Source organism: Cochlodiniinecator piscidefendens (assembly GCF_011326755.1).
Taxonomy (GTDB): Bacteria; Pseudomonadota; Alphaproteobacteria; order Rhodobacterales; family Rhodobacteraceae; genus Cochlodiniinecator; species Cochlodiniinecator piscidefendens.
In genome coordinates this window covers 276,147-300,190 of sequence record NZ_JAAOIE010000004.1, presented here as the reverse complement: position 1 = coordinate 300,190, position 24,044 = coordinate 276,147, and the positions used below count along the sequence as shown (strand labels likewise).

The 24,044-nt window shown below is 50.4% G+C and carries 31 protein-coding genes; 21 read left to right on the top strand and 10 right to left on the bottom strand.

Annotated elements, in window-relative coordinates; translation table 11 throughout:
• Positions 1-55 precede the first annotated feature (55 nt).
• The 5 genes from G9C99_RS13015 to G9C99_RS12995 are packed head-to-tail and all read left to right on the top strand — an operon-like array spanning position 56 to position 3,609.
• The gene (locus G9C99_RS13015) at positions 56-520 is read left to right on the top strand and encodes a RidA family protein (protein WP_166417943.1); all 465 of its coding nucleotides are present in this window, start codon (positions 56-58) and stop codon (positions 518-520) included.
• The gene (locus G9C99_RS13010) at positions 517-1,287 is read left to right on the top strand and encodes a glycerophosphodiester phosphodiesterase family protein (RefSeq protein WP_231704066.1); all 771 of its coding nucleotides are present in this window, start codon (positions 517-519) and stop codon (positions 1,285-1,287) included. Before G9C99_RS13015 ends, G9C99_RS13010 begins: the two co-directional genes overlap by 4 nt.
• Positions 1,288-1,335: 48 nt before the next feature.
• Positions 1,336-2,514: a GNAT family N-acetyltransferase gene (locus G9C99_RS13005; RefSeq protein WP_166417942.1), complete on the top strand. Its 1,179-nt coding sequence runs from the start codon at positions 1,336-1,338 to the stop codon at positions 2,512-2,514.
• Positions 2,511-2,798, top strand: coding sequence for a 4a-hydroxytetrahydrobiopterin dehydratase (locus G9C99_RS13000; protein ID WP_166417941.1), 288 nt, complete (start codon positions 2,511-2,513; stop codon positions 2,796-2,798). Before G9C99_RS13005 ends, G9C99_RS13000 begins: the two co-directional genes overlap by 4 nt.
• Before the next feature lie 25 nt (positions 2,799-2,823).
• Complete coding sequence (locus G9C99_RS12995; RefSeq protein ID WP_231704065.1) at positions 2,824-3,609, top strand: mechanosensitive ion channel family protein; 786 nt, start codon at positions 2,824-2,826, stop codon at positions 3,607-3,609.
• Between the two features lie 39 nt (positions 3,610-3,648).
• Here G9C99_RS12995 and G9C99_RS12990 read toward each other — a convergent pair whose 3' ends face one another.
• Complete coding sequence (locus tag G9C99_RS12990; RefSeq protein WP_166417940.1) at positions 3,649-4,137, bottom strand: peroxiredoxin; 489 nt, start codon at positions 4,135-4,137, stop codon at positions 3,649-3,651.
• A gap of 85 nt (positions 4,138-4,222) precedes the next feature.
• Between G9C99_RS12990 and G9C99_RS12985 the strand changes: the two genes are divergently transcribed.
• The 3 genes from G9C99_RS12985 to G9C99_RS12975 all read left to right on the top strand — a co-directional run bounded on the left by G9C99_RS12985 (position 4,223) and on the right by G9C99_RS12975 (position 6,736).
• Positions 4,223-5,434 carry an NAD(P)/FAD-dependent oxidoreductase gene (locus tag G9C99_RS12985; RefSeq protein WP_166417939.1) on the top strand — a complete coding sequence of 404 codons (1,212 nt, stop codon included), beginning with the start codon at positions 4,223-4,225 and terminating at the stop codon, positions 5,432-5,434.
• Complete coding sequence (gene rsmD, locus G9C99_RS12980; protein ID WP_166417938.1) at positions 5,431-5,988, top strand: 16S rRNA (guanine(966)-N(2))-methyltransferase RsmD; 558 nt, start codon at positions 5,431-5,433, stop codon at positions 5,986-5,988. The genes G9C99_RS12985 and rsmD overlap by 4 nt, the downstream gene beginning before the upstream one ends.
• Before the next feature lie 103 nt (positions 5,989-6,091).
• A complete protein-coding gene (locus tag G9C99_RS12975) occupies positions 6,092-6,736 on the top strand; it encodes an HAD family hydrolase (protein ID WP_166417937.1) in 645 nt (214 codons plus the stop codon).
• A 2-nt stretch (positions 6,737-6,738) separates the two neighbouring features.
• Here G9C99_RS12975 and map read toward each other — a convergent pair whose 3' ends face one another.
• Together map and sfsA are read right to left on the bottom strand one after the other, a co-directional pair.
• Positions 6,739-7,548 carry a type I methionyl aminopeptidase gene (gene map, locus G9C99_RS12970; RefSeq protein WP_231704064.1) on the bottom strand — a complete coding sequence of 270 codons (810 nt, stop codon included), beginning with the start codon at positions 7,546-7,548 and terminating at the stop codon, positions 6,739-6,741.
• A 76-nt stretch (positions 7,549-7,624) separates the two neighbouring features.
• Positions 7,625-8,332 (bottom strand): DNA/RNA nuclease SfsA, encoded by a 708-nt coding sequence (sfsA, locus tag G9C99_RS12965; RefSeq protein WP_166417935.1) that lies wholly within the window; start codon positions 8,330-8,332, stop codon positions 7,625-7,627.
• Positions 8,333-8,446: 114 nt separating this feature from the next.
• On the opposite strand from sfsA, the gene G9C99_RS12960 reads away from it, so the two are divergent.
• Genes G9C99_RS12960 through G9C99_RS12945 form a run of 4 tightly spaced genes read left to right on the top strand, consistent with a single transcriptional unit; the run spans position 8,447 to position 11,429 of the window.
• A complete protein-coding gene (locus tag G9C99_RS12960; protein ID WP_166417934.1) occupies positions 8,447-9,178 on the top strand; it encodes a competence/damage-inducible protein A in 732 nt (243 codons plus the stop codon).
• Positions 9,175-9,897, top strand: a complete 723-nt coding sequence (locus G9C99_RS12955; protein WP_166417933.1) for a GNAT family N-acetyltransferase — start codon at positions 9,175-9,177, stop codon at positions 9,895-9,897. The genes G9C99_RS12960 and G9C99_RS12955 overlap by 4 nt, the downstream gene beginning before the upstream one ends.
• A 21-nt stretch (positions 9,898-9,918) precedes the next feature.
• Entirely contained in the window at positions 9,919-10,488 is a 570-nt protein-coding gene (locus tag G9C99_RS12950; RefSeq protein ID WP_166417932.1) for a peroxidase-related enzyme, read from the top strand.
• Between the two features lie 35 nt (positions 10,489-10,523).
• Positions 10,524-11,429, top strand: a complete 906-nt coding sequence (locus tag G9C99_RS12945) for an OmpA family protein (RefSeq protein ID WP_231704063.1) — start codon at positions 10,524-10,526, stop codon at positions 11,427-11,429.
• Between the two features lie 80 nt (positions 11,430-11,509).
• On the opposite strand, the gene G9C99_RS12940 is transcribed toward G9C99_RS12945, so the two are convergent.
• The 4 genes from G9C99_RS12940 to G9C99_RS12925 all read right to left on the bottom strand — a co-directional run bounded on the left by G9C99_RS12940 (position 11,510) and on the right by G9C99_RS12925 (position 16,501).
• Entirely contained in the window at positions 11,510-12,415 is a 906-nt protein-coding gene (locus G9C99_RS12940; RefSeq protein ID WP_166417930.1) for a LysR family transcriptional regulator, read from the bottom strand.
• 192 nt (positions 12,416-12,607) lie between these two features.
• On the bottom strand, positions 12,608-14,635 hold the full coding sequence (locus G9C99_RS12935; RefSeq protein WP_166417929.1) for an NADPH-dependent 2,4-dienoyl-CoA reductase: 2,028 nt from the start codon (positions 14,633-14,635) through the stop codon (positions 12,608-12,610).
• A gap of 79 nt (positions 14,636-14,714) precedes the next feature.
• Positions 14,715-15,599, bottom strand: a complete 885-nt coding sequence (locus G9C99_RS12930; RefSeq protein ID WP_166417928.1) for a DMT family transporter — start codon at positions 15,597-15,599, stop codon at positions 14,715-14,717.
• Positions 15,596-16,501: a LysR family transcriptional regulator gene (locus G9C99_RS12925; RefSeq protein WP_166417927.1), complete on the bottom strand. Its 906-nt coding sequence runs from the start codon at positions 16,499-16,501 to the stop codon at positions 15,596-15,598. The genes G9C99_RS12930 and G9C99_RS12925 overlap by 4 nt, the downstream gene beginning before the upstream one ends.
• Positions 16,502-16,777: 276 nt before the next feature.
• On the opposite strand from G9C99_RS12925, the gene ffh reads away from it, so the two are divergent.
• The 9 genes from ffh (at position 16,778) to rpmE (ending at position 22,236) form a co-directional block, all read left to right on the top strand.
• Positions 16,778-18,301, top strand: coding sequence for a signal recognition particle protein (ffh, locus tag G9C99_RS12920; protein WP_166417926.1), 1,524 nt, complete (start codon positions 16,778-16,780; stop codon positions 18,299-18,301).
• Positions 18,301-18,639, top strand: a complete 339-nt coding sequence (locus G9C99_RS12915; RefSeq protein WP_166417925.1) for an NIPSNAP family protein — start codon at positions 18,301-18,303, stop codon at positions 18,637-18,639. The genes ffh and G9C99_RS12915 overlap by 1 nt, the downstream gene beginning before the upstream one ends.
• Positions 18,636-18,932 (top strand): chorismate mutase, encoded by a 297-nt coding sequence (locus G9C99_RS12910; RefSeq protein ID WP_166417924.1) that lies wholly within the window; start codon positions 18,636-18,638, stop codon positions 18,930-18,932. Before G9C99_RS12915 ends, G9C99_RS12910 begins: the two co-directional genes overlap by 4 nt.
• A 45-nt stretch (positions 18,933-18,977) precedes the next feature.
• Complete coding sequence (gene rpsP, locus G9C99_RS12905; RefSeq protein WP_166417923.1) at positions 18,978-19,340, top strand: 30S ribosomal protein S16; 363 nt, start codon at positions 18,978-18,980, stop codon at positions 19,338-19,340.
• 19 nt (positions 19,341-19,359) lie between these two features.
• Positions 19,360-19,989: a 5,6-dimethylbenzimidazole synthase gene (gene bluB, locus G9C99_RS12900; RefSeq protein ID WP_166417922.1), complete on the top strand. Its 630-nt coding sequence runs from the start codon at positions 19,360-19,362 to the stop codon at positions 19,987-19,989.
• Between the two features lie 17 nt (positions 19,990-20,006).
• Entirely contained in the window at positions 20,007-20,510 is a 504-nt protein-coding gene (rimM, locus tag G9C99_RS12895; RefSeq protein ID WP_166417921.1) for a ribosome maturation factor RimM, read from the top strand.
• A complete protein-coding gene (gene trmD, locus G9C99_RS12890; RefSeq protein WP_166417920.1) occupies positions 20,510-21,328 on the top strand; it encodes a tRNA (guanosine(37)-N1)-methyltransferase TrmD in 819 nt (272 codons plus the stop codon). Before rimM ends, trmD begins: the two co-directional genes overlap by 1 nt.
• A gap of 294 nt (positions 21,329-21,622) precedes the next feature.
• Positions 21,623-22,003, top strand: coding sequence for a 50S ribosomal protein L19 (gene rplS / locus G9C99_RS12885; RefSeq protein ID WP_166417919.1), 381 nt, complete (start codon positions 21,623-21,625; stop codon positions 22,001-22,003).
• Between the two features lie 11 nt (positions 22,004-22,014).
• The gene (rpmE, locus tag G9C99_RS12880; protein WP_166417918.1) at positions 22,015-22,236 is read left to right on the top strand and encodes a 50S ribosomal protein L31; all 222 of its coding nucleotides are present in this window, start codon (positions 22,015-22,017) and stop codon (positions 22,234-22,236) included.
• A 70-nt stretch (positions 22,237-22,306) separates the two neighbouring features.
• Here rpmE and G9C99_RS12875 read toward each other — a convergent pair whose 3' ends face one another.
• From G9C99_RS12875 to flaF, 3 genes are all read right to left on the bottom strand, one after another.
• The gene (locus G9C99_RS12875) at positions 22,307-23,071 is read right to left on the bottom strand and encodes a DUF1217 domain-containing protein (RefSeq protein ID WP_331460001.1); all 765 of its coding nucleotides are present in this window, start codon (positions 23,069-23,071) and stop codon (positions 22,307-22,309) included.
• Between the two features lie 47 nt (positions 23,072-23,118).
• Positions 23,119-23,523 carry a flagellar biosynthesis repressor FlbT gene (flbT, locus tag G9C99_RS12870; protein ID WP_166417916.1) on the bottom strand — a complete coding sequence of 135 codons (405 nt, stop codon included), beginning with the start codon at positions 23,521-23,523 and terminating at the stop codon, positions 23,119-23,121.
• Positions 23,524-23,626: 103 nt separating this feature from the next.
• The gene (flaF, locus tag G9C99_RS12865) at positions 23,627-24,004 is read right to left on the bottom strand and encodes a flagellar biosynthesis regulator FlaF (RefSeq protein WP_331460000.1); all 378 of its coding nucleotides are present in this window, start codon (positions 24,002-24,004) and stop codon (positions 23,627-23,629) included.
• Between the last annotated feature and the right edge of the window lie 40 nt (positions 24,005-24,044).

The following is a 24,044-nucleotide window of genomic DNA, read 5'->3' as shown; positions in this document are numbered from 1 at the left end:
CACTTGGATGCGCGAACCGATAGCGTTTGTCAAAATGCGATCAACGGAGGCTATCATGGCTGGAAATTTTGAAACAAAACTTGCGGAAATGGGCGTCACGCTACCGGATGCACCTGCACCAGCGGCGAACTATGTTCCCTACGTTCAAGTCGGGGATTTGATCCATGTATCAGGTCAAATTTCAAACGGCCCTGATGGCTTTATCACTGGTAAGCTCGGCGACACCATGACAACAGAAGAAGGCGCTGCTGCCGCGCAAACATGTGCAATTGCCCTCTTGGCCCAAGTCAAAGCAGCGTGTGGCGGCGATCTTGATCGTCTTGTTCGTGTTGTAAAATTGGTGGGTTTCGTCAATTCGACACAAGAGTACGCTGAGCAGCCGATGGTCGTGAACGGCGCATCTGATTTTATGGCTAACGCTCTAGGCGAAGCAGGCCGCCACGCCAGATCCGCCGTCAGCGCAGCATCTTTGCCATTTGGTGTAGCCGTCGAAATCGAAGGCATTTTCCAGATCAAATGATGACTTTACCTGCTGAGTTTTTCACAGCCCCAATCGCACATCGTGGTTATCATGACCGCGATGCAGGGCGTCCTGAAAATTCGCGCGCCGCGTTTATTGCAGCGATTGAAGCAGGCTATGGTATTGAATTTGACCTTCAATGCACCAGTGATCATCAAGCCATGGTGTTTCACGACTACGATATGGCGCGCCTCACCGGGCGCGCTGGTCCGATCCAACAAGTAACCAAAACCGAAGCCGAAGCCATCACCTTGATTGGGAACGACGAGGGTATTCCTAGCTTTGCTGAAATATTAAAACTTGTTGATGGCCGAGTACCATTGTTGATCGAACTGAAAGATCAAGACGGCGTGATGGGCCCGAATGTTGGCCCCCTAGAGCAAGCCACAGCAAAAGCCCTAAAAGACTATCAGGGCCCAGTTGCACTTATGTCTTTTAATCCGCATTCCGTGGCTAAACTGGCACAATTCGCACCGGACATCCCCCGTGGCATTGTCACCGAGAGCTATACTGATGACGAGGCGCAGCTTATCCCCCTGAACCGCCGCGAAGAATTGCGCCGGATAGATGATTATGATCAGGTGGGGGCTTGTTTCATTAGCCATGAGGCGGCCGATCTCAGCACCCCGCGGGTAGCTGAACTAAAATCAAAAGGCGCGCATATTCTCTGCTGGACCATTCGCAGCCCCGAGCAAGAAGCCAAGGCACGCACAATAGCCGATAATGTAACCTTTGAAGGCTACGCAGCTGACCACCCTAAACCTTGACCTGATGCGGATAAACCCCAACTCTATACTCAATGAGTGAGGTAATTCATGGACGGCAGCCAAATCGAAATCCAAGCAATTGGCGACATCAATGCGATCTCTCCTGAAGAATGGGATGCTTGCGCGGCCTACAGTGATGGAAAGGCGCTTGATCCCTTTACCACGCATCGGTTTTTAAAAGCGCTTGAAGATAGTCAATCGGTTGGTTCTGGAACGGGCTGGACGCCCCATCATCTCATCGTGAGACAAGATGGAAAAATCATCGCTGTTGCACCAATGTATGCAAAGACCAACAGTCAGGGTGAATATATATTCGATCACGGATGGGCAGACGCCTACGAACGCGCTGGTGGAAACTACTATCCTAAATTGCAGATTGCAGTCCCCTTCACCCCTGCCACGGGGGCACGGTTTTTAACCCACCGAGGGTACGAAGACGTTGGCCAATCAGCTTTGCTGCAGGGTGCTATTCAACTGGCCGTAAACAACAACTTATCGTCCCTTCATACAACTTTTTGCACCGAAGCCGAAGCCATTGCAGGCAAAGAATTGGGTCTGTTGCATCGTACGACACAGCAGTATCACTGGCACAACAATGGTTACGCAACATTTGATACATTCTTAGATGCATTATCCGCCCGTAAACGAAAGGCGATCCGCAAGGAAAGGCGTATCGCCCAAGCATTTGGCGGTACCATACATACACTCACCGGTGACCAAATTCGGCCAGAAAATTGGGATGCTTTTTGGGGGTTCTATACCGACACTGGCGCGCGCAAATGGGGCAGGCCCTATCTGACCCGCGCATTTTTCGAATGTATCCAAACAACGATGCGCGACGATACTTTGCTTGTGTTGGCCGAACGTGACGGCGTGTTTGTCGCAGGCGCTATGAATATGATAGGCGCGCGTTCGCTATATGGGCGCTATTGGGGGTGCGTCGAAGACCACCCCTGTTTGCATTTTGAACTCTGTTACTATCAGGCCATCGACTACGCTATCGCGCACGGGCTATCCACTGTCGAAGCTGGCGCGCAGGGCGATCACAAGCTTGCGCGGGGATATCTACCTGTAGAGACACATTCCTTGCATTGGATACAAGACGCAGGGTTTCGCGAAGCGGTGGAGCGTTTTCTCGTTGAGGAGGGCCGTGCAGTTGGTCGCGAAATCGAAGTGTTAACCTCTTATGGCCCATTTAAATCGAAGAGCGAAAAGGACATCGAATGATTTTGTCAGGAGCTGAACGAGAAACCGCACTGGCGCCATTATTGGCAACCGGGTGGTGGTTGGCACCCGAAGGTGATGCAATCCACAAAAATTTCACCTTTACTTCTTTTAACGATTGCTTTGGGTACATGACACGCTGCGCTCTCTGGGCTGAAAAGTGGGATCACCATCCAAAATGGGCCAACAGTGGCCCAAGGCTGGCAGTCACTTTAACAACTCATAGCGCCGGAGGGTTAACTCAATTGGACGTAAATTTCGCCCAAAAGATGGACGCCCTGTTCTGACTTTGACATTCGAAAGGAAAAAACCTTGGCTTGGTTTTCCGCACTTATCTTTAATGTGATCACCGCCGCAATCATATTGGTTGCTGCATTTTGGCTCTCTGGACTCGCCAAAAAACTATGTAAATCTGCCCTCACACGTAACGGCTATCTTGATGATACTTTGGCTGGCTTTCTAGCAAGCATGGCGCGTTATGCCGTTTTAATCATCGCCGCTATTTTTGTTTTGAATCGCTTTGGCATCGAAACAACATCGCTTGTCGCTCTTATCGGTGCTGCCGGTTTGGCAATTGGTCTTGCATTGCAAGGCACGCTGTCAAACTTTGCTGCTGGTGTTATGCTTTCAGTGTTTCGCCCTTTCAAAATTGGGGACTTTATCGAAGGTGCTGGCCAATCAGGCACAGTCAAAGAAATCACGCTTTTCACAACCGAACTTGCCACCCCTGACAACGTGCAGATCATCGTACCAAATGCTGATATGTGGTCTTCCGCGATTAAGAACTATTCGTTCCACCCAACCCGTCGCGTTGACATGGTGTTTGGTGTTTCTTACGGCACCGATTTGAAAAAAGCCGAAAAAATCATGCTTGACCTGATCCAAGCTGACAGCCGCATTCTTAGCGACCCTGAACATTTTTTAGCTGTGACAAACCTCGGTGACAGCTCTGTTGATTTCACCATGCGTGTTTGGTGTGATGCAGCCGACTATTGGACGCTGAAGTTCGATATGACACGTGCAGTGAAAGAAGCATTCGACACGAATAAAATCGATATTCCATTCCCAACACAGACCCTATTCAACGTGAAGGGCTAAAAATATCTGGGCGCGCCAATACCGGCGCGCCCATGTTTATTAGAGGGCCGCTAACAACCCCTCGCCACCAGAAACATCACACACACCGGGGTTTTCTTCTTCCTGCAACACCGTGACGACGCCATCTTCGACAACCATGGCATAGCGCTTTGAACGCGCCATCAAGCCAGCAGGCGGGGCGTCAAAGTTCATTCCGATTTCTGTCGTCAATTCACTGTGCGCATCCGAAAGCAGCGTAATACCGGCCTCTGTAGCGCCAGTGACCTCTCCCCATGATTTCATCACAAACGGGTCGTTCACCGAAACGCAGATTATTTCATCAACGCCTTTAGCATCAAATTCATCTTTGGTTCGAATGAAACTCGGGACATGTGCAGAATGGCATGTTGGCGTAAACGCCCCAGGCACAGCAAAGACCACCACTTTGCGTTCCTTTAAACGGTCAGTCAGGGCCACTTCTTCTGGCCCATTGTCGCCAATCCGATAAAGTGTAGCGTTTGGTAGTCTTTTTCCGACAGAAATCATCATAAACATCCTCTTTGCACGATTGCGTTTCCTATGATCACAGTTATAGGCTCCCCCCAAGATTTGGGCTAGAACTTAGGGGAGCAATATGAGCCACATTATCGTTATAGGGGCCGGACAAGCAGGCAGTTCACTTGTCGTCAAACTGCGTGGACTAGGCTTTGACGGTCAGATTACTCTGATCGGCGAAGAAACGGCACCTCCCTACCAGCGTCCCCCACTCTCCAAAGCCTATTTGCTCGGTGATATGGAGCTATCTCGTCTTTATCTACGCCCTGAGGCATTCTATGGCGAACAAGACATTACTCTGCGGTTAGGCGAACGTGTAAGTGCGATTGATCCGGTAGCAAAAACCGTAACTGTGGGCGATGACGTACTGTCCTACGATCAACTGGCATTGACCACAGGTTCGACGCCACGCCGGCTTCCCGCAGCAATCGGTGGAGCGTTAGAAGGCGTCCATGTCGTTCGAACTCTCAAAGATGTGGACGCGATGGAACCGGAATTCGCCGAAGGCAAACACGCTCTAATCGTTGGTGGGGGCTACATCGGCCTAGAAGCCGCTGCCGTTGCAACAAAGAAAGGTGTCAAAGTCACCTTGGTGGAAATGGCTGACCGGATTTTGCAACGTGTTGCATCCCCTGAAACATCCAATTTCTTCCGCGATCTGCACACCAGTCACGGCGTAAACATTGTCGAAGGTGTTGGCCTGAATACGCTAACAGGCGAAGGTCGGGTTTCTGGCGCGAAACTGACAGATGATCGCGAACTGGACATTGATTTCGTTATCGTTGGTGTCGGGATTATGCCCGGTTCTGAACTGGCTGAATCTGCTGGTTTGACGCTTAACAATGGGATCGAAACCGACGCATTTGGGCGCACCTCTGATCCATCTATCTGGGCCGCAGGCGATTGCGCATCATTCCCGTTCAAAGGTGAACGTATTCGTCTCGAAAGTGTCCCAAACGCGATTGATCAAGCAGAAATCGTAGCAGCCAATATGATGGGCGCAGAAAAAGAATATGTAGCCACGCCTTGGTTCTGGTCCGATCAATACGACGTCAAACTGCAAATCGCGGGCCTAAATTCTGGATATGACAATATCGTCACGCGCCCTGGTGATAAGGAAGGCTCTGTTTCCTTCTGGTACTATCAAGGCGACACATTGCTGGCCGTTGATGCAATGAACGAACCGCGCAATTATATGATTGGCAAACGTTTGATCGAGGCTGGGAAATCCCCATCCAAAGCAGATATCGCCAACCCGGAAACCGATATGAAGGCTCTGCTGAAAGCGTGAGAATCATAGCGGGACAACACCGCGGGCTTGCGCTCGCTTCAGTCGGTAAAGGGGACGCAGGTGCACATCTGCGCCCCACCACCGACCGCGTGCGCGAAAGCCTGTTTAACGTCCTGACAAGTGGTGCATACCGTGACCCGATCACCGATTTACGGGTTTTGGATTTGTTTGCAGGCACTGGTGCCTTAGGGCTAGAGGCGTTGTCGCGCGGGGCTAAGCACGTTACCTTTGTTGATGATGGCCGAAAGTCCCAAAGTTTAATACGCGAAAACATTACTCTCTGTCGGCGCAAAGCTGATACAACCCTTCTTTCCTGCGACGCCACGCGACTGCCGAACAATCCTGATGTCGCATATGATCTTATCTTTCTTGATCCCCCTTACGGGAAAGGCATTGGAACAATCGCCCTAGATCACGCCATGAAAGGCGGTTGGATCAAAGATGATGCGCTGATCGTGTTTGAGGAGAGCGCACCGCAATCCCCCGAGGGCTTCACATTGTTGGATAGCCGCAAATACGGCGATACCCATATCGCAATCTTGGAACCCGTTTAACCTCGCAACTGTTTCAAAATGAAACACCTTGCGCGGGACCACGCCAACGTAAGATTTGACCTCTTGGGTGGGATGCATATCGTGCCCCAAAAAGGAATTTAACATGCGTCCATCTTTGGTGATTTTTGATTGTGACGGGGTGTTGGTCGATAGTGAGCCGCCCTCAAACCAAGTAATGCAGCAAAGCCTCTCAAAATACGGGTTAGACATGTCGCTCGAAGAGTGCATGAACGCATTTGTTGGCAGCACAATGAAGAATGCGATGGCGACAGCAATTTCGCTTGGCGCTGATTTGCCCGACAATTGGATCGCAGAAGTCTACGACGAAACCTACGCCACGCTGCGCAATGGGGTTCCGTTGGTGGACAGCATTGCACAGTTATTGGGTACGCTCAAAGCCGCTGACATTCCATTTTGCGTTGCCTCAAATGGAAGCGAAGACAAAATGAAAATCACACTTGGGCAAAACGGCCTATGGGATACCTTTAGTGATCGTATGTTTTCGGCCCACACATTAGGCGTGGCAAAGCCTGACCCAGATCTATTTCTACACGCAGCGGCCCATTTTCAATGTTCGCCCAACGATTGCGTGGTTGTAGAAGACAGCGGCAGTGGCGTCACCGCAGCAATACGCGCAAACATGCGCTGTCTCGCCTATGCCCCGCATTCTGATGGAAAAAACCTCCGCGATTTGGGCGCAGAGGTTTTCAAAAATATGGCGGCGGTTCCCGATCTATTAGGGTTATAAATCTAGCCCCAAGTCGGGTGGTATTTTCCACCTGGCGAAAGCGTAAAGATTTCGCAGCCATTTTCAGTAACACCGATTGAATGCTCAAACTGCGCTGACAGCGATTTATCCCGCGTTACGGCGGTCCAATCATCGGCCAAAACCTTGGTTTCTGGGCGCCCCAAATTCACCATCGGTTCAATGGTGAAAAACATGCCTTCTTCTAATACGGCCCCAGTACCGGGGCGGCCATAGTGCAAAACGTTTGGCGGCGAATGAAATACCCGCCCCAATCCGTGACCGCAGAAATCACGTACAACAGACATGCGTTGCGCTTCTACGAATTTCTGAATCGCAGCACCAATGTCACCAAAGGTATTTCCTGGTTTCACCGCGTTGATGCCCTCAAACAAAGCGTCATGCGTAATTTGGATAAGGCGTTCGGTTTTGCGGCCCAGCTTTCCAGCTACGTACATACGGGATGTATCGCCGAACCACCCATCGACAATAACCGTGACGTCAATGTTCAGGATATCACCATCCTTGAGCTTCTTTTCACCCGGGATTCCGTGGCACACGACATGGTTCACCGAAATACAGGATGCGTGCTTATAGCCTTTATATCCGATCGTTGCGGATTTAGCGCCTGCGTCATTGACCATCTTTTCGATCGCTGCGTCCAAAACACTGGTTGCAACGCCGACTTGAACCATCGGGGCGATGTCGTCCAAAATCTGTGCCGCCAACCTTCCAGCAGCATGCATACCGGCAAAATCTGCCTCTTCGTAAATTCGAATTCCATCACGTGTGATGCGACCGCGCGTATCGTCCAAGGGTTTGCTCCGTCTGTTCTTACGCTTTAGATAATCCATCCTTAGCAAACATGCCAGTACCTCAATCAAGCTGTACTTAAGGGGCTGCCATCGGGATTTTCTGCCCCAACCAAACTCCCTCAGGGGTGATTTGAGTATCATAGCAACACACTTCAACGCCGGCTGCGCGCGCCTCGGCAAAACCAGCGGCATAAGTTGGGTCAATGTCCGCGGCTAAATCCATCCGCGTGCAGTCGGTCCGTTGAATGAGGTAGAACATGACTGCCCTGTGCCCCTGACCAGCCATTGTCGCCAGTTCCTTCAAATGCTTCGCGCCACGTGCCGTAACGCTGTCGGGAAATTCAGCCAATCCAGAGTTACGGGAAAGCGTGACGCTTTTCACTTCGACATAACAATCAGGCAAACCGTCGCCCGACAAAAAGAAATCAATCCGGCTGTTTTCGCCATATTTCATTTCCGGACGTACAGTGGTGTAGGTAGAAAACTCTGGTATTTCGCGTGCCAGTAGCGCGGCTTTTAAGGCTTTGTTCGGGACAGACGTATCGACACCGGTAAAATGCCCATTTTCATGATCGACCAAGCGCCATCCGTATTTAAGCTTTTTCTTAGGGTCGTCGTTTGGCTCAAGCCAAATTTTTATCCCTTCCTCCCTCAAACCCATCATTGATCCGGGATTCGCACAATGGGCTGTGACTTCGCTGCCATCTTCGAGCCAGCAATCGGCCAAGAAACGTTTGTAACGGCGGATTAATCTCGCGGGGATCAAGGGCGTTGGAAAATGCATGTCTTTTCCTATCGCAAGAGGCCCTGAGACAAAAGACCTCTCCTCTTTCGTTTCAGCATCTGATTGCTCACGCGTCAATTTTCGTTATCTTTATCACGACGACGGGAGAAACAGATGAATAACCCAACTGCGGCGATGCTTGTCATCGGCGATGAAATTCTATCGGGACGGACCCGTGACGCCAACATGCACTATCTGGCGGGAGAGTTAACAAAACACGGCATTGATCTGAAAGAGGTGCGAGTCATTTCAGACGATGCCACAGCAATTATTGCATCGACCCGCGCTTTGGCATCCCATTATGATCATGTGTTTACTTCAGGTGGCATTGGCCCAACCCACGATGACATTACCGCAGACTGTATTGCAGCTGCTTTTGACACTCCGATCTCAATTCGGGATGACGCGCGCGCATTGCTGCAAGCCCATTATGACCGCGCCAACGTAGAATTGAACGATGCGCGCCTCCGAATGGCACGTATTCCAGATGGCGCATCATTGATCGACAATCCGATTTCAACCGCTCCGGGTTTTACCCTGTGCAATGTGCACGTGATGGCAGGCGTGCCTGCAATATTTCAGGCGATGGTCGCGAGCCTCCTTCCCCAATTGACGGGTGGCGCCCCGCTTTTGTCGCAAACTGTGCGCGCGATGATCGGTGAAGGGGTTATTGCAGAACCATTGGGGCAACTGGCCGCTGCGTTCCCCAATCTATCGTTTGGCTCGTACCCTTTTCAACAAGATGGTGTTTTTGGCACGAACATCGTCATTCGTGGTGTTGATGCTTCGCACTTAGACGCCGCTGCCAAAGACCTTAGTACTCTTGTGAAAGACTTAACAACATGACGCTTCCATCCGTTGAAACCCTTTACGAGGTCTGTGAGGCCACTTGGGCCCCTGCAAGTAAACAAACAGTTGGAAACTGGACCGTGCGTGACGGACAGGGTGGTGGACAGCGTATGTCGGCCGCCACTCGTATCGATTCTCTTCTCGAAACACAATTTGAGCAAGCAGAACAAGCAATGGTTGCTCTTGGCCAAGCAGAGTTATTCATGATCCGCGACGGAGAGGAAGAACTGGATACAGCTCTGGAAAACCGGGGATACATAGTCAAAGATCCAGTTAACCTCATGGTATGTCCCGTGGATACGTTAGCAACTGACTCTGTGGGTCGTTTGTCTGCTTTCACCATTTGGCCTCCGATGCATATTATGCAAGAGCTATGGCTCGAGGGCGAAATAGGCCCCGAACGCGTTGCCGGCATGATCCGCGCCAAGGGTAAAAAGACCACTGTTTTGGGGCGACAAAATGATCGCGCTGCAGGTGTAGCCTACGTCGCAATTCACAATGGTATTGCCATGTTACACGGGCTAGAGGTGACTCAAACACAGCGCCGACAAGGCGTTGCTAAAAACATCATGATAAAGGCCGCCCAATGGGCAAAGGAAAATGGTGCAACTCACCTCGCCATAATTGTCGTCCAGCAAAACGTCGCTGCAAATGCGCTCTATTCTTCCCTCGGGCTGGAATGTGTGGGACAGTATCATTATCGCGTAAAACAATAATATCAATCGTTAGGCCGAGTCATGAGCAACACCAGTCCCACCGCATTAGACCTTCCGATGATGGATCCGCTACCCGAAGAAACTCAGCGCTATTTTGACATTTGCACTGAAAAACTGGGAATGGTGCCAAATGTTTTAAAAGCATATGCCTTTGACATCGACAAGCTCAACACCTTCACCGCAATGTATAATGAAATTATGCTTGGGGACTCTGGCCTTTCAAAACTCGAACGTGAAATGATCGCTGTTGTCGTGTCAGCAATAAACAAGTGCTTTTATTGTCTCGTCGCTCATGGCGCGGCTGTGCGACAACTGTCTGGCGATCCCATGCTAGGGGAAATGTTGGTGATGAACTATAGGGTCGCCAAACTGGATGCGCGTCAGCGGGCCATGTTGGATTTCGCAACGCAATTAACCACCGCCAGCGCAACAGTCGAAGAAACCGATCGCAACGCTCTACGCGTGGTCGGGTTTTCGGATCGCGACATTTGGGATATTGCAACTGTCATTGGTTTTTACAATATGACCAACCGCATCGCATCCGGGACAGATATGAAACCCAACGAAGAATATCACGCCGCCTTCAGATGAATGCCCGGATTTTCATATTTGGGGCAATGCTGGGGATGTTACCCTCCGCCTCTTTGTCATTGCAGCTGGAGTTTCCGTCAAACGCACATGTTTCGGCCCGTACCGTACATGCGATGGATAGCTTTGCTTTGCCAGTAGGGCCCTGGCAAAACGGTGCACTTGAAACGCGCTCTGTAGAGGGTGCTATTGCCCAAACGGTTTGGCAGGTGCGCGCCTCTGTGCAGACGACAACGCAAATGTTGCGCCCGCTTCGGGAACAACTCATCGCGACTGGCTACGAGATATTGTTTGAATGCGCGGACAAAAGCTGCGGAGGATTTGACTTTCGGTTTGCACTTGAAGTCGCACCAGAACCTCAGATGCATGTTAATTTGGGGGATTTTCAATACCTATCTGCCCAGAGACAAAACGATGATGGGGAAACTGAATATCTTGGGCTGATTGTAAGCCGCAGTCAGGAAACTGGTTTTATTCAAATTAACCAAATCACCCAACCTGAAGCACCGGCACCCGAAGTCACAACCACAATTCCAGATGACGAGCCCGTATATGGTAGCACAAATGAAACATTTGGCACCCTACTCGAACAGCGCGGGTTCGTTGTTCTAGATGATCTTGATTTTCAAACTGGAGCTGCCCGTCTCACAAATGAATCCTTCGCCTCTCTTGAAGGGTTATCGGATTATTTGTCGCGGAACCCTGATCTTAAGGTAGCCTTGGTTGGGCATACCGATGCGGTCGGTTCTCTGGCAAATAACATCAATCTATCCAAGCAACGCGCGAATGCTGTTTTACGCCGATTGGTCGAAGAATACGGCGTAAACCGCACACAGTTGGATGCGGACGGTGTGGGGTATTTATCCCCTCGTGCAAGCAACTTGACGGACGAAGGCCGCGCACAAAATAGACGGGTTGAAGTGATCATCACCTCAACCCGCTAAGTGCAGGATACACCTGCAACACTACAACGAAAGCACGCCTTGTGGGGGCAAAATGCGGCCTTCGCATCACTCGTAACAGTTCACCAATTATTAGGGCCTTTGTCCGCAAACGCATGGACAAGAAAATCAACAAATGCGCGGACCTTGGGCTGTGTAAAACGCCCGGGCGGGTAAACCGCATAAATACCTTGGGTTTCTTCAGGAAGCCCTGGAATCGCTTCTTCGATCAAACCATCGCGCATTGCATCTGCTGTCAAAAAGCTCGGCAAATAAGCAATGCCCAAACCGGATACAGCTGCATTCAGTAGGCTTTGCCCGTCGTTAACACTCAACCAACCGGCCGTGCGCACTTGCCGCTTTTCACCCGATGGCGCCGCCAATTTCCAAACTGCGCCATTGGCTTGGCTTGAATAATGCAAAAGCTTGTGATCATTCAGGTCATCTATTTTTTCAGGGCGTCCGTATTTTTCAAAATACGCGGGGGACCCTACCATACGTTTAGAGGTGTCGGTTAATTTGCGTGCCATCAATGTACTATCTTCGAGCTCACCAATACGAACGGCCACATCGAACCCTTCGGATATCAACTCAACATACCGGTTGTTCAGCACCATATTGACGGTAATATCTGGAAATTCTTGTAAAAAATCCCCCAACACCGGACTTAAGTGATTCACTCCGAAATCAGTTGCGACAGAAATGCGAAGCAATCCCGAAGGTGCCGATTGCATAGATGAAACAAGTGCGTCTGCCTCACCCGCATCATTCAACACACGCCGCGCACGATCATAGTAAGCGAGGCCAATTTCCGTTGGGCTCACCCGTCGGGTTGTTCGATTAAGCAAACGCGCGCCCAAACGCGCCTCAAGGGACGAAACATGTTTGGAAACCGCAGATTTTGAGATACCCATTTTCTTTGCAGCATCAGTAAACCCGCCCTGATCCACCACGGTGGCAAATGCTTCCATTTCGGTTAATCGGTCCATGTGTTTAGCCCTACAAGTGTTCCATCAATGCTGAAACATTCGCAGTCAAATCAGGCGACAATGGGTCATCCAACGGACAATTCAGGGGTAATTCAACGGATCGTTCTTAACTCGGAAACAAGCAATTTTATAAATAAGTGTTCTTTTTCAACAAGAAGGCTATTTCTCGATGCCTTTATGCTTACCATTTGGTTAAAGAGAGGCGCCCAAACGCACCCCTTGATCGATGGCTCGCTTCGCATCCAACTCTGCCGCAACATCTGCCCCGCCAATAACATGCGCAGTGATTCCAATTGCAGCCAACTCCTCAGCTAAACTGCGATCAGGAACTTGCCCAGCGCACAGCACGACGGTTTCCGCGGGCAATAGTCGAATATTTTCCCGAGCTTCTCCGGTTGAAACATGCAAACCTTGGGCATCAATGCGCTCATAGTTGACCCCCCCCATCATTTGAACGTTTTTCATCTTCAATGCTGCGCGATGAATCCAACCAGTGGTTTTTCCCAGCCGTTTCCCCACTTTTTCAGCTTTGCGCTGTAACAGGATGACCTCACGCGCAGGAGCCTCCGGCTGACTTCCTTGGTCGGCAAGGCCCCCACGGGTAACTTCCGGATCACCTACGCCCCATTCTTCCTTCCAATGGGCGACATTTTCCGCAGTACTTGGACCCTGCTGAACTAAAAACTCAGAGACGTCAAAACCAATGCCCCCCGCCCCAATCACAACGACGGATTTTCCTACATCTGCTTTGTCCCGCAAAACATCTATATAAGAGAGAACATTTTCTCCGTCTTGTCCGGGAATTTCTGGGTCACGTGGAATCACACCAGTTGCAATAATGACATCGTCGAACCCACGTAGATCGTCCGGTGTGGCAGGTGTGCCAAGCCGCTGTTCAACCCCGGATCGATCAGCCATCGTTTTGAACCACGCCACAAAGCCGTGAAACTCCTCCTTGCCAGGGACCATCTTAGCCATATTCAACTGACCGCCAACTTCGTTGGATCGATCGAACAACACGACAGAATGTCCGCGCTCTGCTGCCGTGATCGCAGCGGACAACCCTGCGGGCCCAGCGCCTACTACTGCAATTCGTTTAGGTGTAGAAACGACATCAACCTGTAATTCTGTTTCGTAACACGCGCGGGGATTCACCAAGCAGGTGGAAATCTTGCCGCTAAATGTATGATCTAAACACGCTTGATTACACGCGATACAAGGAGCGATTTCATCTGCGCGATCTTGTTTTGCCTTGTTTACAAAATTTGGGTCCGCCAAAAATGGGCGCGCCATAGAAACCATGTCTGACGCTCCGTTTTTCAGTAATCCTTCCGCGACGTCTGGAGTATTGATCCGATTGGACGCAATGATGGGGATACCGACTTTACCCATCAGCTTTTTCGTGACCCAAGCAAATCCGGCACGTGGAACCGAAGTGGCAATCGTCGGTATGCGTGCTTCGTGCCATCCTATACCAGTGTTGAACAATGTCGCACCTGCGGCTTCAATCGCTTGCGCCAGCTGCACAACCTCTTCATGCGTTGACCCATTGGGAATGAGATCAATCATCGACAAGCGGTAGATGATTATAAAATCCGGGCCGACAGCCTTGCGGATACGCCGCACCACTTCGATCGGCAGACGCATACGGTTCTCATAACTCCCACCCCAGCGATCTGTGCGTTTATTGGTGTGCACTACGAGGAACTGATTGAGAAAATACCCTTCAGAGCCCATGATTTCGACACCATCATATCCCGCCATCTGGGCGCGCTGTGCCGCCGTCACCATGTCACCGATTTGTTTTTCGATACCCTCTTCATCTAATTCATTAGGAGGAAATGGGGAAATCGGGGATTTTATCGCACTTGGAGCAACACAATCCGGCCCATAAGCATAACGGCCTGCGTGCAGTATTTGCATCGCTATTTTACCGTCTGCTGCATGCACCCGATCTGTAACGATCTTATGATTTTCAATATCTTCGTCACTAAACAAACCCGCAGCACCTGGAAAAACTCCGCCTTCACTGTTAGGCGCCATTCCTCCCGTTACCATAAGCCCCACACCGCCACGTGCACGCGTCGCATAAAACTCTGCAACGCGGTTCCAGTCCTTCGTTTCTTCGAGCCCGGTGTGCATTGATCCCATCAACACACGATTTTTTAGCGTGGTAAATCCGAGATCTAACGGAGAGAGCATATGTGGGTAGCGAGTCATTTGGCGTCCTTTTGCGTTGCCAAAAGGATGCGCCGAACCCCATAATCTGTCACGTCAAACGCGGCGTCAATCAGATCAATTATTTACTGTCATCACGCAACAACAAACCTAGCGCTATGATAGTAAGCCCAACCCCACCGAGAACAAGCACGTGCGGAATGGGCTGCCCCAACACCACCTCCCAAACAATTACCCAACTTGGAACAAGGTAAGTATATGCCATCACTTTTGCGGCCGGTAAGCGCTGCACTGAATACTGCACCAAAACAAAAGATGCCGCTGTCGCGAACACCGTAATATATGCCAACGTTATCCAGACAATTACCGGCAGATTAGCCCAATCGGTACGCGCGATATCGCCCCCACCGTAGATCAATAGCAATCCACCGCCACCGACTAAGGTTCCAAACGCAAATACAATAGCATTTTCCCCCCGGTTCAGCTTTTTCACCAGAGGTGTGTAAACAGCGTGACTCGCACACCCTATAAAATAAACTATTTCACCCCATCCGATCTGGAACCGAAGCAAAGCAGATAAATCTGCTCGAAAGATCACCCAAAGTGCACCAACACCACCGATCAAAAGTGCTACAAACGTACGGCCAGATAAAATTTGACGTAATAAAATCCAACCGAACCCAGCAGCCATAATTGGGGTCATTGTAAACACAGCGGCCGCAGAAACAGGAGGTGCGGTTTTCAAGCCTTCAAACATCAGAACAAAATATATCGCAAAGAAACCGCCCAACACCAAATACCGCCAAGGCGAGCGAAAAGCTGAGCGATCTATTCCTGTTGTCGCAAGTGCCGCCAAACCCAACACGATAGCAGCCAATATAAACCGGACGGCGTTAAACGCACTGGGCTCAATATGGTTCGCTGTCAAGGACCCAAGACTAAAGGATCCTGCAACCAAGGTTGAGAACACTAGCATCGCAAGATGCCCACGTAACTGAGGTGTCATTCATCACCCTCACAGGAGTTACACTGACCACCCCATCCATCGGCAGCCGTTTTGAGAAACTTCAAAAAAGTTTGCACCTTCAACGTTCTGTGTAAATCCACATGTGTCACAAGCCACAGCTTGCCTTTCCATTCTCTACGAGGAGGAAACACCTGAACCATTTCTGGATGACGTTCAGCGGTCCATTCCGACAAAAATCCTAATCCGGCACCTGCAACCACCGCGTTTTCGACGCTGTGGAAATCACCGCCTCGGAAAACAATAGCATCCTGCGGAACCGTATCATCCAACCACCGATAAAAAGGTGCGCGCTTTGCACCTTCTTGTCCCGCAACAAAGCGGTGATTTTTCAAATCTTCTTCTGACTTTGGTTTACCATATTTATCGAAGTATTCTTGGCTGCCATACAAGCCTATGCACTGAGTGTGCAATTCCTGTACCACATTGTCTGGTTGATCAGGGATATTCCCAGCGCGTATGGCGACGTGAGCCTCGCCATACTCAAGACGAAAAACCCTATCGCTGGTAAGAAAGTGCACACGTACATCAGGATAAAGTTTCTGAAAATCAACCAAGATAGGCGACAAAAGGTCAGACAAGGACGCGAGGGAGGTAACGATCAAATCGCCTTGTACTGTTTCGCCCTGTCCACGGATACGGCCAGACAACTGCGTAAACTGGTCATCAGTTGCCTGCGCAACCTGCATCAGATCATCGCCTGCTTCGGTCGGTGTGTAACCCCGCGCATGTCGCTGAAACAATTTGGTTCCGAGTTTCTTTTCCAACGCATCGATGTGACGGATCACAGTCGCATGGTGCACACCTAATATGTCCGCAGCACCACTTACTGTACCAACGCGCGCCACCTGATACGCTGTGCGTATTTCGTCCCAATTGTCCATGTTGCCCCATATGTGCAAATTTTCACATTCGACTAAACCTTAGACCGCTGCTGTTCAAACTTGCAAGGGCCTCCACATTACCCAACTATTCTTGACTCTCCCCTGCGGTCAGCGTATGGGAACAACAATTCCCGGGAGTCTCTATTCGCTTCCGGTCCCATTGCTATTGCAGGGATCGACCTCCGTCAGCGCGTTGCGCCCACGGGGGCCCTTGGGATATTGAGCGTTCGACATTATGTCGGGCATTGGAAATGAGACAGTGTAGGAGCCGTCGCGATGTTTGAAAATCTATCCGAACGCCTCTCTGGTGTCTTTGATCGCCTTACCAAACAAGGCGCTCTGTCCGATGAAGATGTCAAAACAGCCCTACGCGAAGTCCGTATTGCCCTGCTTGAGGCCGATGTTTCGCTCCCAGTTGCGCGTGAATTTGTAAAAGCGGTTCAAGACAAAGCAACCGGCCAAGCCGTTACCAAGTCCATCACGCCCGGCCAGCAAGTTGTCAAAATTGTCCATGACGAATTGATCCATGTCTTGGCAGGTGATTCTGACGAGATTGGCGCACTTAAAATCGACAACGCCCCTGCGCCAATCCTGATGGTTGGTTTGCAAGGTGGCGGTAAAACAACCACGACAGCCAAACTCGCTAAACGCCTCAAAGATAAATCAGGCAAGCGCGTGTTGATGGCCTCGCTCGATATTTATCGCCCAGCTGCGCAAGAACAGCTTGCCGTGCTTGGTACCCAAATCGGTGTTGATACGCTTCCGATTGTCAAAGGTCAGTCTGCCGTCGATATCGCCAAGCGCGCAAAGCAACAGGCGACCTTAGGCGGTTATGACGTCTATATGCTCGACACGGCTGGTCGCTTGCACATCGACGAAACCCTCATGCAAGAGGTCGAAGATGTACGTAATGTTGTCACACCGCGCGAAACTCTTTTGGTGGTGGATGGCTTAACAGGTCAAGACGCGGTGAACGTGGCAGAACAATTTGATGGCCAGATTGGCATATCAGGTGTTGTACTGACCAGAATGGACGGCGACGGACGCGGTGGTGCCGCACTATCCATGCGGGCAGTCACTGGCAAACCGATCAAATTTGTGGGCCTTGGTGAAAAGCTAGACGCGATCGAAGAATTCCATCCGGAACGTGTCGCTGGTCGCATCCTTGGCATGGGCGACATTGTTGCCTTGGTTGAAAAAGCCCAAGAAACCATCGAAGCCGAACAAGCTGAGCGCATGATGAAGCGCTTTCAAAAGGGTCAGTTCAATATGAACGACCTGAAAATGCAGCTTGAGCAAATGATCAAAATGGGCGGCATGGAAGGGCTCATGGGGATGATGCCCGGTATGGGCAAAATGGCCAAGCAAGTGCAAGACGCCGGCATGGACGACAAGGTTCTAAAACGTCAAATTGCGCTTATTCAGTCTATGACAAAGAAAGAGCGCGCCAATCCTGCTTTGCTGCAGGCTTCGCGCAAAAAGCGGATCGCTGCAGGATCGGGAATGGAAGTTTCTGATTTGAACAAATTGCTCAAGATGCACCGTCAAATGTCAGATATGATGAAAAAGATGGGTAAAATGGGCAAAGGCGGAATGCTAAAGCAAGCCATGAAAGGTATGTTTGGCAAAGGTGGCGGAATGCCTGATATGGCAGGCATGGGCGGTATGGATCCCAGCCAAATGGACCCCAAAGCGCTTGAAGCAGCGGCTAAACAAATGGGTATGGGCGGTAAACTTCCTGGCTTGGGCGGCGGCATGGGATTGCCGGGTGGCTTGTCTGGCTTTGGGAAGAAAAAATAATGATCACCTGCACCCTTAGGTACGAAATCGACCCAGATCAAACCGACGCGTTTGAGGCATACGGTCGCGTTTGGATCACACTGGTCAATCGATTGGGCGGCATGCACCACGGCTATTGGTTACCGCATGAAGGCGCAAATGATATTGCACATGCGATGTTTACGTTTCCGTCTTTGGCTGCTTACGAAACCTACCGCGAAGCCGCCGCAGAAGACGCAGATTGTCAGCGCGCATTCGCATTCGCGAAAAACACAGGCTGCATCCGTCGTTACGACCGTAGCTTTACGCGCCCGGTCATCGATGGTGCCGAAATCGATATTTTGGAGGGTTTTGAATGACCGATCCAGTAACTATTGCCGCCGAACTATTGAAAGAACACCGTGAAAGCATTGATCGCCTTGATGCGGTTCTTGTTTATACTCTGGCAGAGCGGTTCAAACACACCCAATCCGTTGGTGAGTTAAAGGCCACACACACGCTACCGCCATCAGATCCGATGCGCGAAGCCAGCCAAATCGAGCGCCTACAACGTATGGCACTTGACGCTAACCTCGACCCTGAATTCGCCAAAAAGTTTTTGAACTTTATCATCAGCGAAGTCATCCAACACCACAAAAAACACCAAGAATAACAGAGGCCCGCCTCTGTCACTTAGCTATCTTTAGGAGAATACACCATGGCTATGAAAATTCGTCTCGCTCGCGGCGGTTCTAAAAAACGCCCTTTTTATCGCATCGTTGCATCTGACTCACGTATGCCACGTGACGGCCGTTTCATCGAGAAACTCGGCACATACAACCCACTCTTGGCTAAAGACAGCGAAGAGCGCGTAAAAATGGACCTTGAGCGCATCCAGTACTGGCTTGATCAAGGTGCGCAACCAACCGACCGCGTATCTCGCTTCCTCGAAGCTGCTGGTGTTGTTGCTAAGAAAGAGCGCAACAACCCTAAGAAAGCTGTTCCAGGCAAAAAAGCAACTGAACGTGCTGAAGAAAAAGCTGCGAAAGCTGCTGACGCGGCCGAAGCTGCTGCTGAATAAGCAAATATAAGGGCTGGTCATGACCTCATTTTCGGAAACCTTCCGGCAAGAGCTTGACCAGCTTATGCGATGGCGCCGCGATGTGCGCCATTTTCGCACTGACCCGATTGAAGATGACCTGATTGATCGTTGCCTTGCAACTTTCAACCTCGCGCCTTCGGTCGGTTTGTCAGAGCCGTGGCGCGTCGTGCGACTAAACAGCGAAACAGCACGCGCCAGCGCTCTGGCAAACTACGAACACGCCAATACCCAAGCCTTGAACGGATATTCAGGCGATAAGGCCAAAATCTACGCCAATTTAAAACTATCAGGCATGCGTGACGCTCCGGTTCAATTCGCCGTTTTTTGCGATGACGAAACGGAAAAGGGCGCAGGGCTTGGTGCGGGTACAATGCCAGAAATGCGACGGTATTCTGTTGTCGCCGCCATTACGCAATTTTGGCTAAGCGCACGTGCCGAAGGATTAGGCGTAGGATGGGTTTCCATTTTGGACCCAGATCGACTTTGTCAGGATTTAAACGTTCCGGATCAATGGTCCCTTGTTGGGTATCTTTGCGTTGGTTGGCCCGAAAGTGATGAACAAACACCAGAACTCGAACGCGCCGGATGGGAAAATCGCAACTTATCCCTTCCTGTCGTTGAACGATAAATTGAATTGAGGGTGCAATGGTTGAACGTATTTGTGTTGGGAGCATAGCGGGCTCTTACGGCGTGCAAGGCGAAGTGCGGCTGAAAAGTTTCTGCGCTGAACCAACGGCAATCGCAGACTATGATCCACTAACGAACGAAGACGGTACGCGCGAGTTTCAGATTACCTTAACCCGCCCGGTGAAAAACGGATTTGGCGCGCGCATAGTAGACGTCAAGACCAAAGAAGACGCCGACGCCCTAAAGGGTGTTCAACTGTTCGTAACGCGCGAACAATTTCCCGAATTGCCCGACGATGAATTTTACTATGCAGATCTGGAAGGTTTGACAGTCGTAGACACTGGCGGGGCCGTTTTAGGCACCGTAAAATCAGTGCAAAACCACGGCGCGGCAGACCTGCTGGAAATTCAACTCCCGAACTCCAGTGAAACGGCTTTGCTCCCCTTCACCAAGGACGCTGTTCCAACCGTTGACCTCACTGCAAAACGCATTGTAGCGGACCCGCCTGTAGGTATTTTCTAATGGCTGCCCCCACTAAATCACACGGTAGGTTATCAATTTCGGCCACTTTACAACCTCGCGAATTGATGACGGATAAGCCAAAATTAAAACACGCTTGGACAGCGAAGATCGTAACTCTTTTCCCAGAGGCATTTCCAGGTGTATTGGGGGCCTCACTAACAGGGAAAGCACTGCAAGAAGGCCAGTGGCAACTCGAAACAATTGATCTTCGCACATTTGGTGAAGGAAAGCACAAGAACGTCGATGACACGCCGTCTGGCGGAGGTGCCGGAATGGTTATGCGCCCCGATGTTGTTGGAAATGCAATTACGCAGGCGTCCCGTGGAACGCCACAAGATCGTAAAAAATGGCCGATTGTCTATATGTCACCGCGCGGCAAACCAATGACACAAGCAATGGCACAGCGGTTCGCTACCGCCGAAGGCGTCACGATCTTATGTGGCCGCTTTGAAGGCGTCGATGAGAGGGTAATTGAGCATTTCGACATCGAAGAAGTATCCTTGGGCGATTTTGTTTTGACTGGCGGTGAAATCCCCGCGCAGGCCCTGATTGATGCAACTGTTCGTTTGCTGCCCAATGTACTTGGGAACTTTGCAAGCACCGAAGAAGAGAGCTTTTCTGATGGATTGCTAGAGCATCCCCAATACACGCGCCCCACGGAATGGCAGGGTTTGCGCATTCCCGAGGTTTTAATGTCTGGCCATCATGGCAAGATCGCTGAATGGCGGCGCGAAAAATCGCAAAACCTTACCAAATCAAGACGCCCCGACCTTTGGGCTGAATTCGAAAGAAACCAGCCCCACAAGCCAACAAAATAACGCCTTAATGCTTGCCTTACTGCCTATTCAGGCCTATACGGCCCCTGCATAGGTTCCCGGCTTGGCTGTAGGGGATTCGTTTCCAATCGCCCAACGTACTTATGCAGCGCCTATAAGCGGATGATTTAACATCGGGGTTCTTTCCCCCGGTAAATGGAAAATCAACGTGGGCACAAAGGAACGTCGTTCTAACCTCTGGCGGGCTTATCATAGATAGGGACCCGGTGAAGACCAAGAGCTCTGAGATCGCGCAAACCTTCGTGGAAAAACCACGAGCAAATTAGGAGAGAAGCGATGGATATTATCGCTCAACTGGAAGCTGAGCAGGTTGCTGCGCTTAGCAAAGACATTCCAGATTTCAAAGCGGGTGACACCATCCGCGTTGGCTACAAAGTGACTGAGGGCACGCGTTCGCGTGTTCAGATGTATGAAGGTGTTTGCATTAGCCGTAAAAACGGTCACGGCATTGCTGGTTCATTCACAGTCCGTAAAATTTCATTCGGTGAAGGCGTAGAACGTGTGTTCCCACTACACTCCACGAATATCGACAGCATCACTGTTGTTCGTCGTGGCCGTGTACGTCGTGCGAAACTGTACTACCTGCGTGAGCGTCGTGGTAAATCCGCACGTATCGCCGAAGTCACCAACTACAAGCCAAAGTCGGCTAAGGCATAAGGACGGACATCATGAAAAAAGACATCCATCCCGATTACCACTTCATCGACGTCAAAATGACCAATGGCGACATCGTGACAATGCGTTCCACTTACGGAAAAGAAGGCGATACGCTTGCCCTGGATATCGATCCATCGGCACACCCAGCTTGGACAGGCGGCGGCACACGTCTACTGGACACTGGCGGCCGCGTTTCCAAATTCAAAAAGAAATACGAAGGCTTGGGTTTCTAATTCACCCCAACTTCGATCAAAAGAAAATGCCGCCTTCCAAGGCGGCATTTTTTATTTTAGACTGGCTAATTTAGAAAAATGAAAATCTAGAGACGCTATTTTGTAGAAGCGTTAATGCCGTTTGGCCGCTTTGCACATTTGCCGACTGCAAGTTCAATTCTGACCGGAACAGAAATTGCCTAACGAGTTCTTCCTGCGCGCCTTCATCTGAGAATTGAGAAATAGAACCGTCGCCTAGAATGCTGTCAGCGCGCTCCTTAAACACCTCCAGCTGCTTATCGATATCAAGTGTTCCAAAGGACTGAGGGAGCCCCAGCGCTGTTTCAAAGACCTGGCGCAAGGGTGGGTTTCCCATAACCGTAAACCATTTCGCATCTTCGGACATCGAATTTGAACTTAGTTCAGCCAGCTCCCGCTTAGATCCGACTGCCAATCGCATATTGTTGTCTTGTTCACCAAGAGCCACTTCAAATTGACGGATATGGTAAGCATCGGTAATCTCTTCTCCGAACGTGCTGAGTTGCGTTCGCGGGATCGCAAAATCGCCGAATCCGAAGGCTTTGGTGAATTCTAGGTACCTTTTATCGGAAAGGCGGTTCGCCAAAGCATCATCAGTTAGCGATCCGTCCTCCAAAATTTTCTGAATAAAGAATTTGTTTCCAATATCCTCATCCAGCCCAAAAGCCCCCAATGCCACAGACAACAAGCGATGGTCTTTCACCAAATCAGCGGCTGTTTGAATATTCGAAATATTTTCTTCGAAATATTCGGTATCTCGCTGGATTTGCGGTGATTCTTGAAAAGCTGTTTCTTGTGTTTCACGCGTACGTTGCAAAAACAGCCATCCTGAATAACCTGACGTTGGCAAAATCGGCTGATAGGTCATGAATTTTGTACGGCCAAAAGCCGTTCCTCACGCGGTAGCAATACGCGTAGCGCCTTTAACGCCTGATAGTATTGCTCTGACAATACAGCCTGAGTCGCTTCGTTTAGTTTTTCACGGCTGTCTATATCCGTCAAAACCTGACTGAGTTGTTCTATACCCGTCAGCAACTGCTTGTGGGCGTCTTGGATATCCGCATCCCCAGACAAAATTAGTTGGGCAACGTAACACACACGACGCACGGGTGTATTGACCTCTTCTGGGTGGATCGCATCCCTCAGGCGCAAAATATTTGCGTTTGGCGTTATGATTAATAGCCGAGAACGACGGTCGCCATTTTCAATGACCGCCCCGTTGATCAGTACACGTTCTTTTGGGCTTAGTTTTAGAACAAGTCCGCTCATGATATGCCCTTTCGTATTGGCGACAAAGGCAATGCAATACGGCACGCTTTGCGCATCTTCTGGAGAAAACCGAGGCCCTGAATGAGCCAAGGTTCAAAATCAGTTACCCAATCGTTGGATCATCTCTGAGGCCGCGCATTATGGCGGTATTGATTTCAATCAACGCATCAAAGCCAGCTTCGTTTTTTAGAACCTTGCGACTGTGTTCGTTGGTAAATTCAGCGAGATAGAAAAGCCTGGCCCGCAATTGCCGAGGCAGTTCGTTGTCGTCGTCTGCCACTTGCGACGCAATCAATGTCCAAAGCTGTCGATTGTCGTAAATTGCCTCGGCGCGTTTCGTGAAATCCGATGCTGGGGCGTCAGCTGCCGCCTTGAGTTTTTGGGTAATTTTGGCGAATGCTTCGAACTCTGTTCTACGTGGGGTCCGAATAGCCTGTGTTGAAGCAGTGTAGGCCGTTTTAGCCATATTAAATGCGTTCACGTCATTTCCTTCCAATGACATCTTCATCGACTCACGCGTT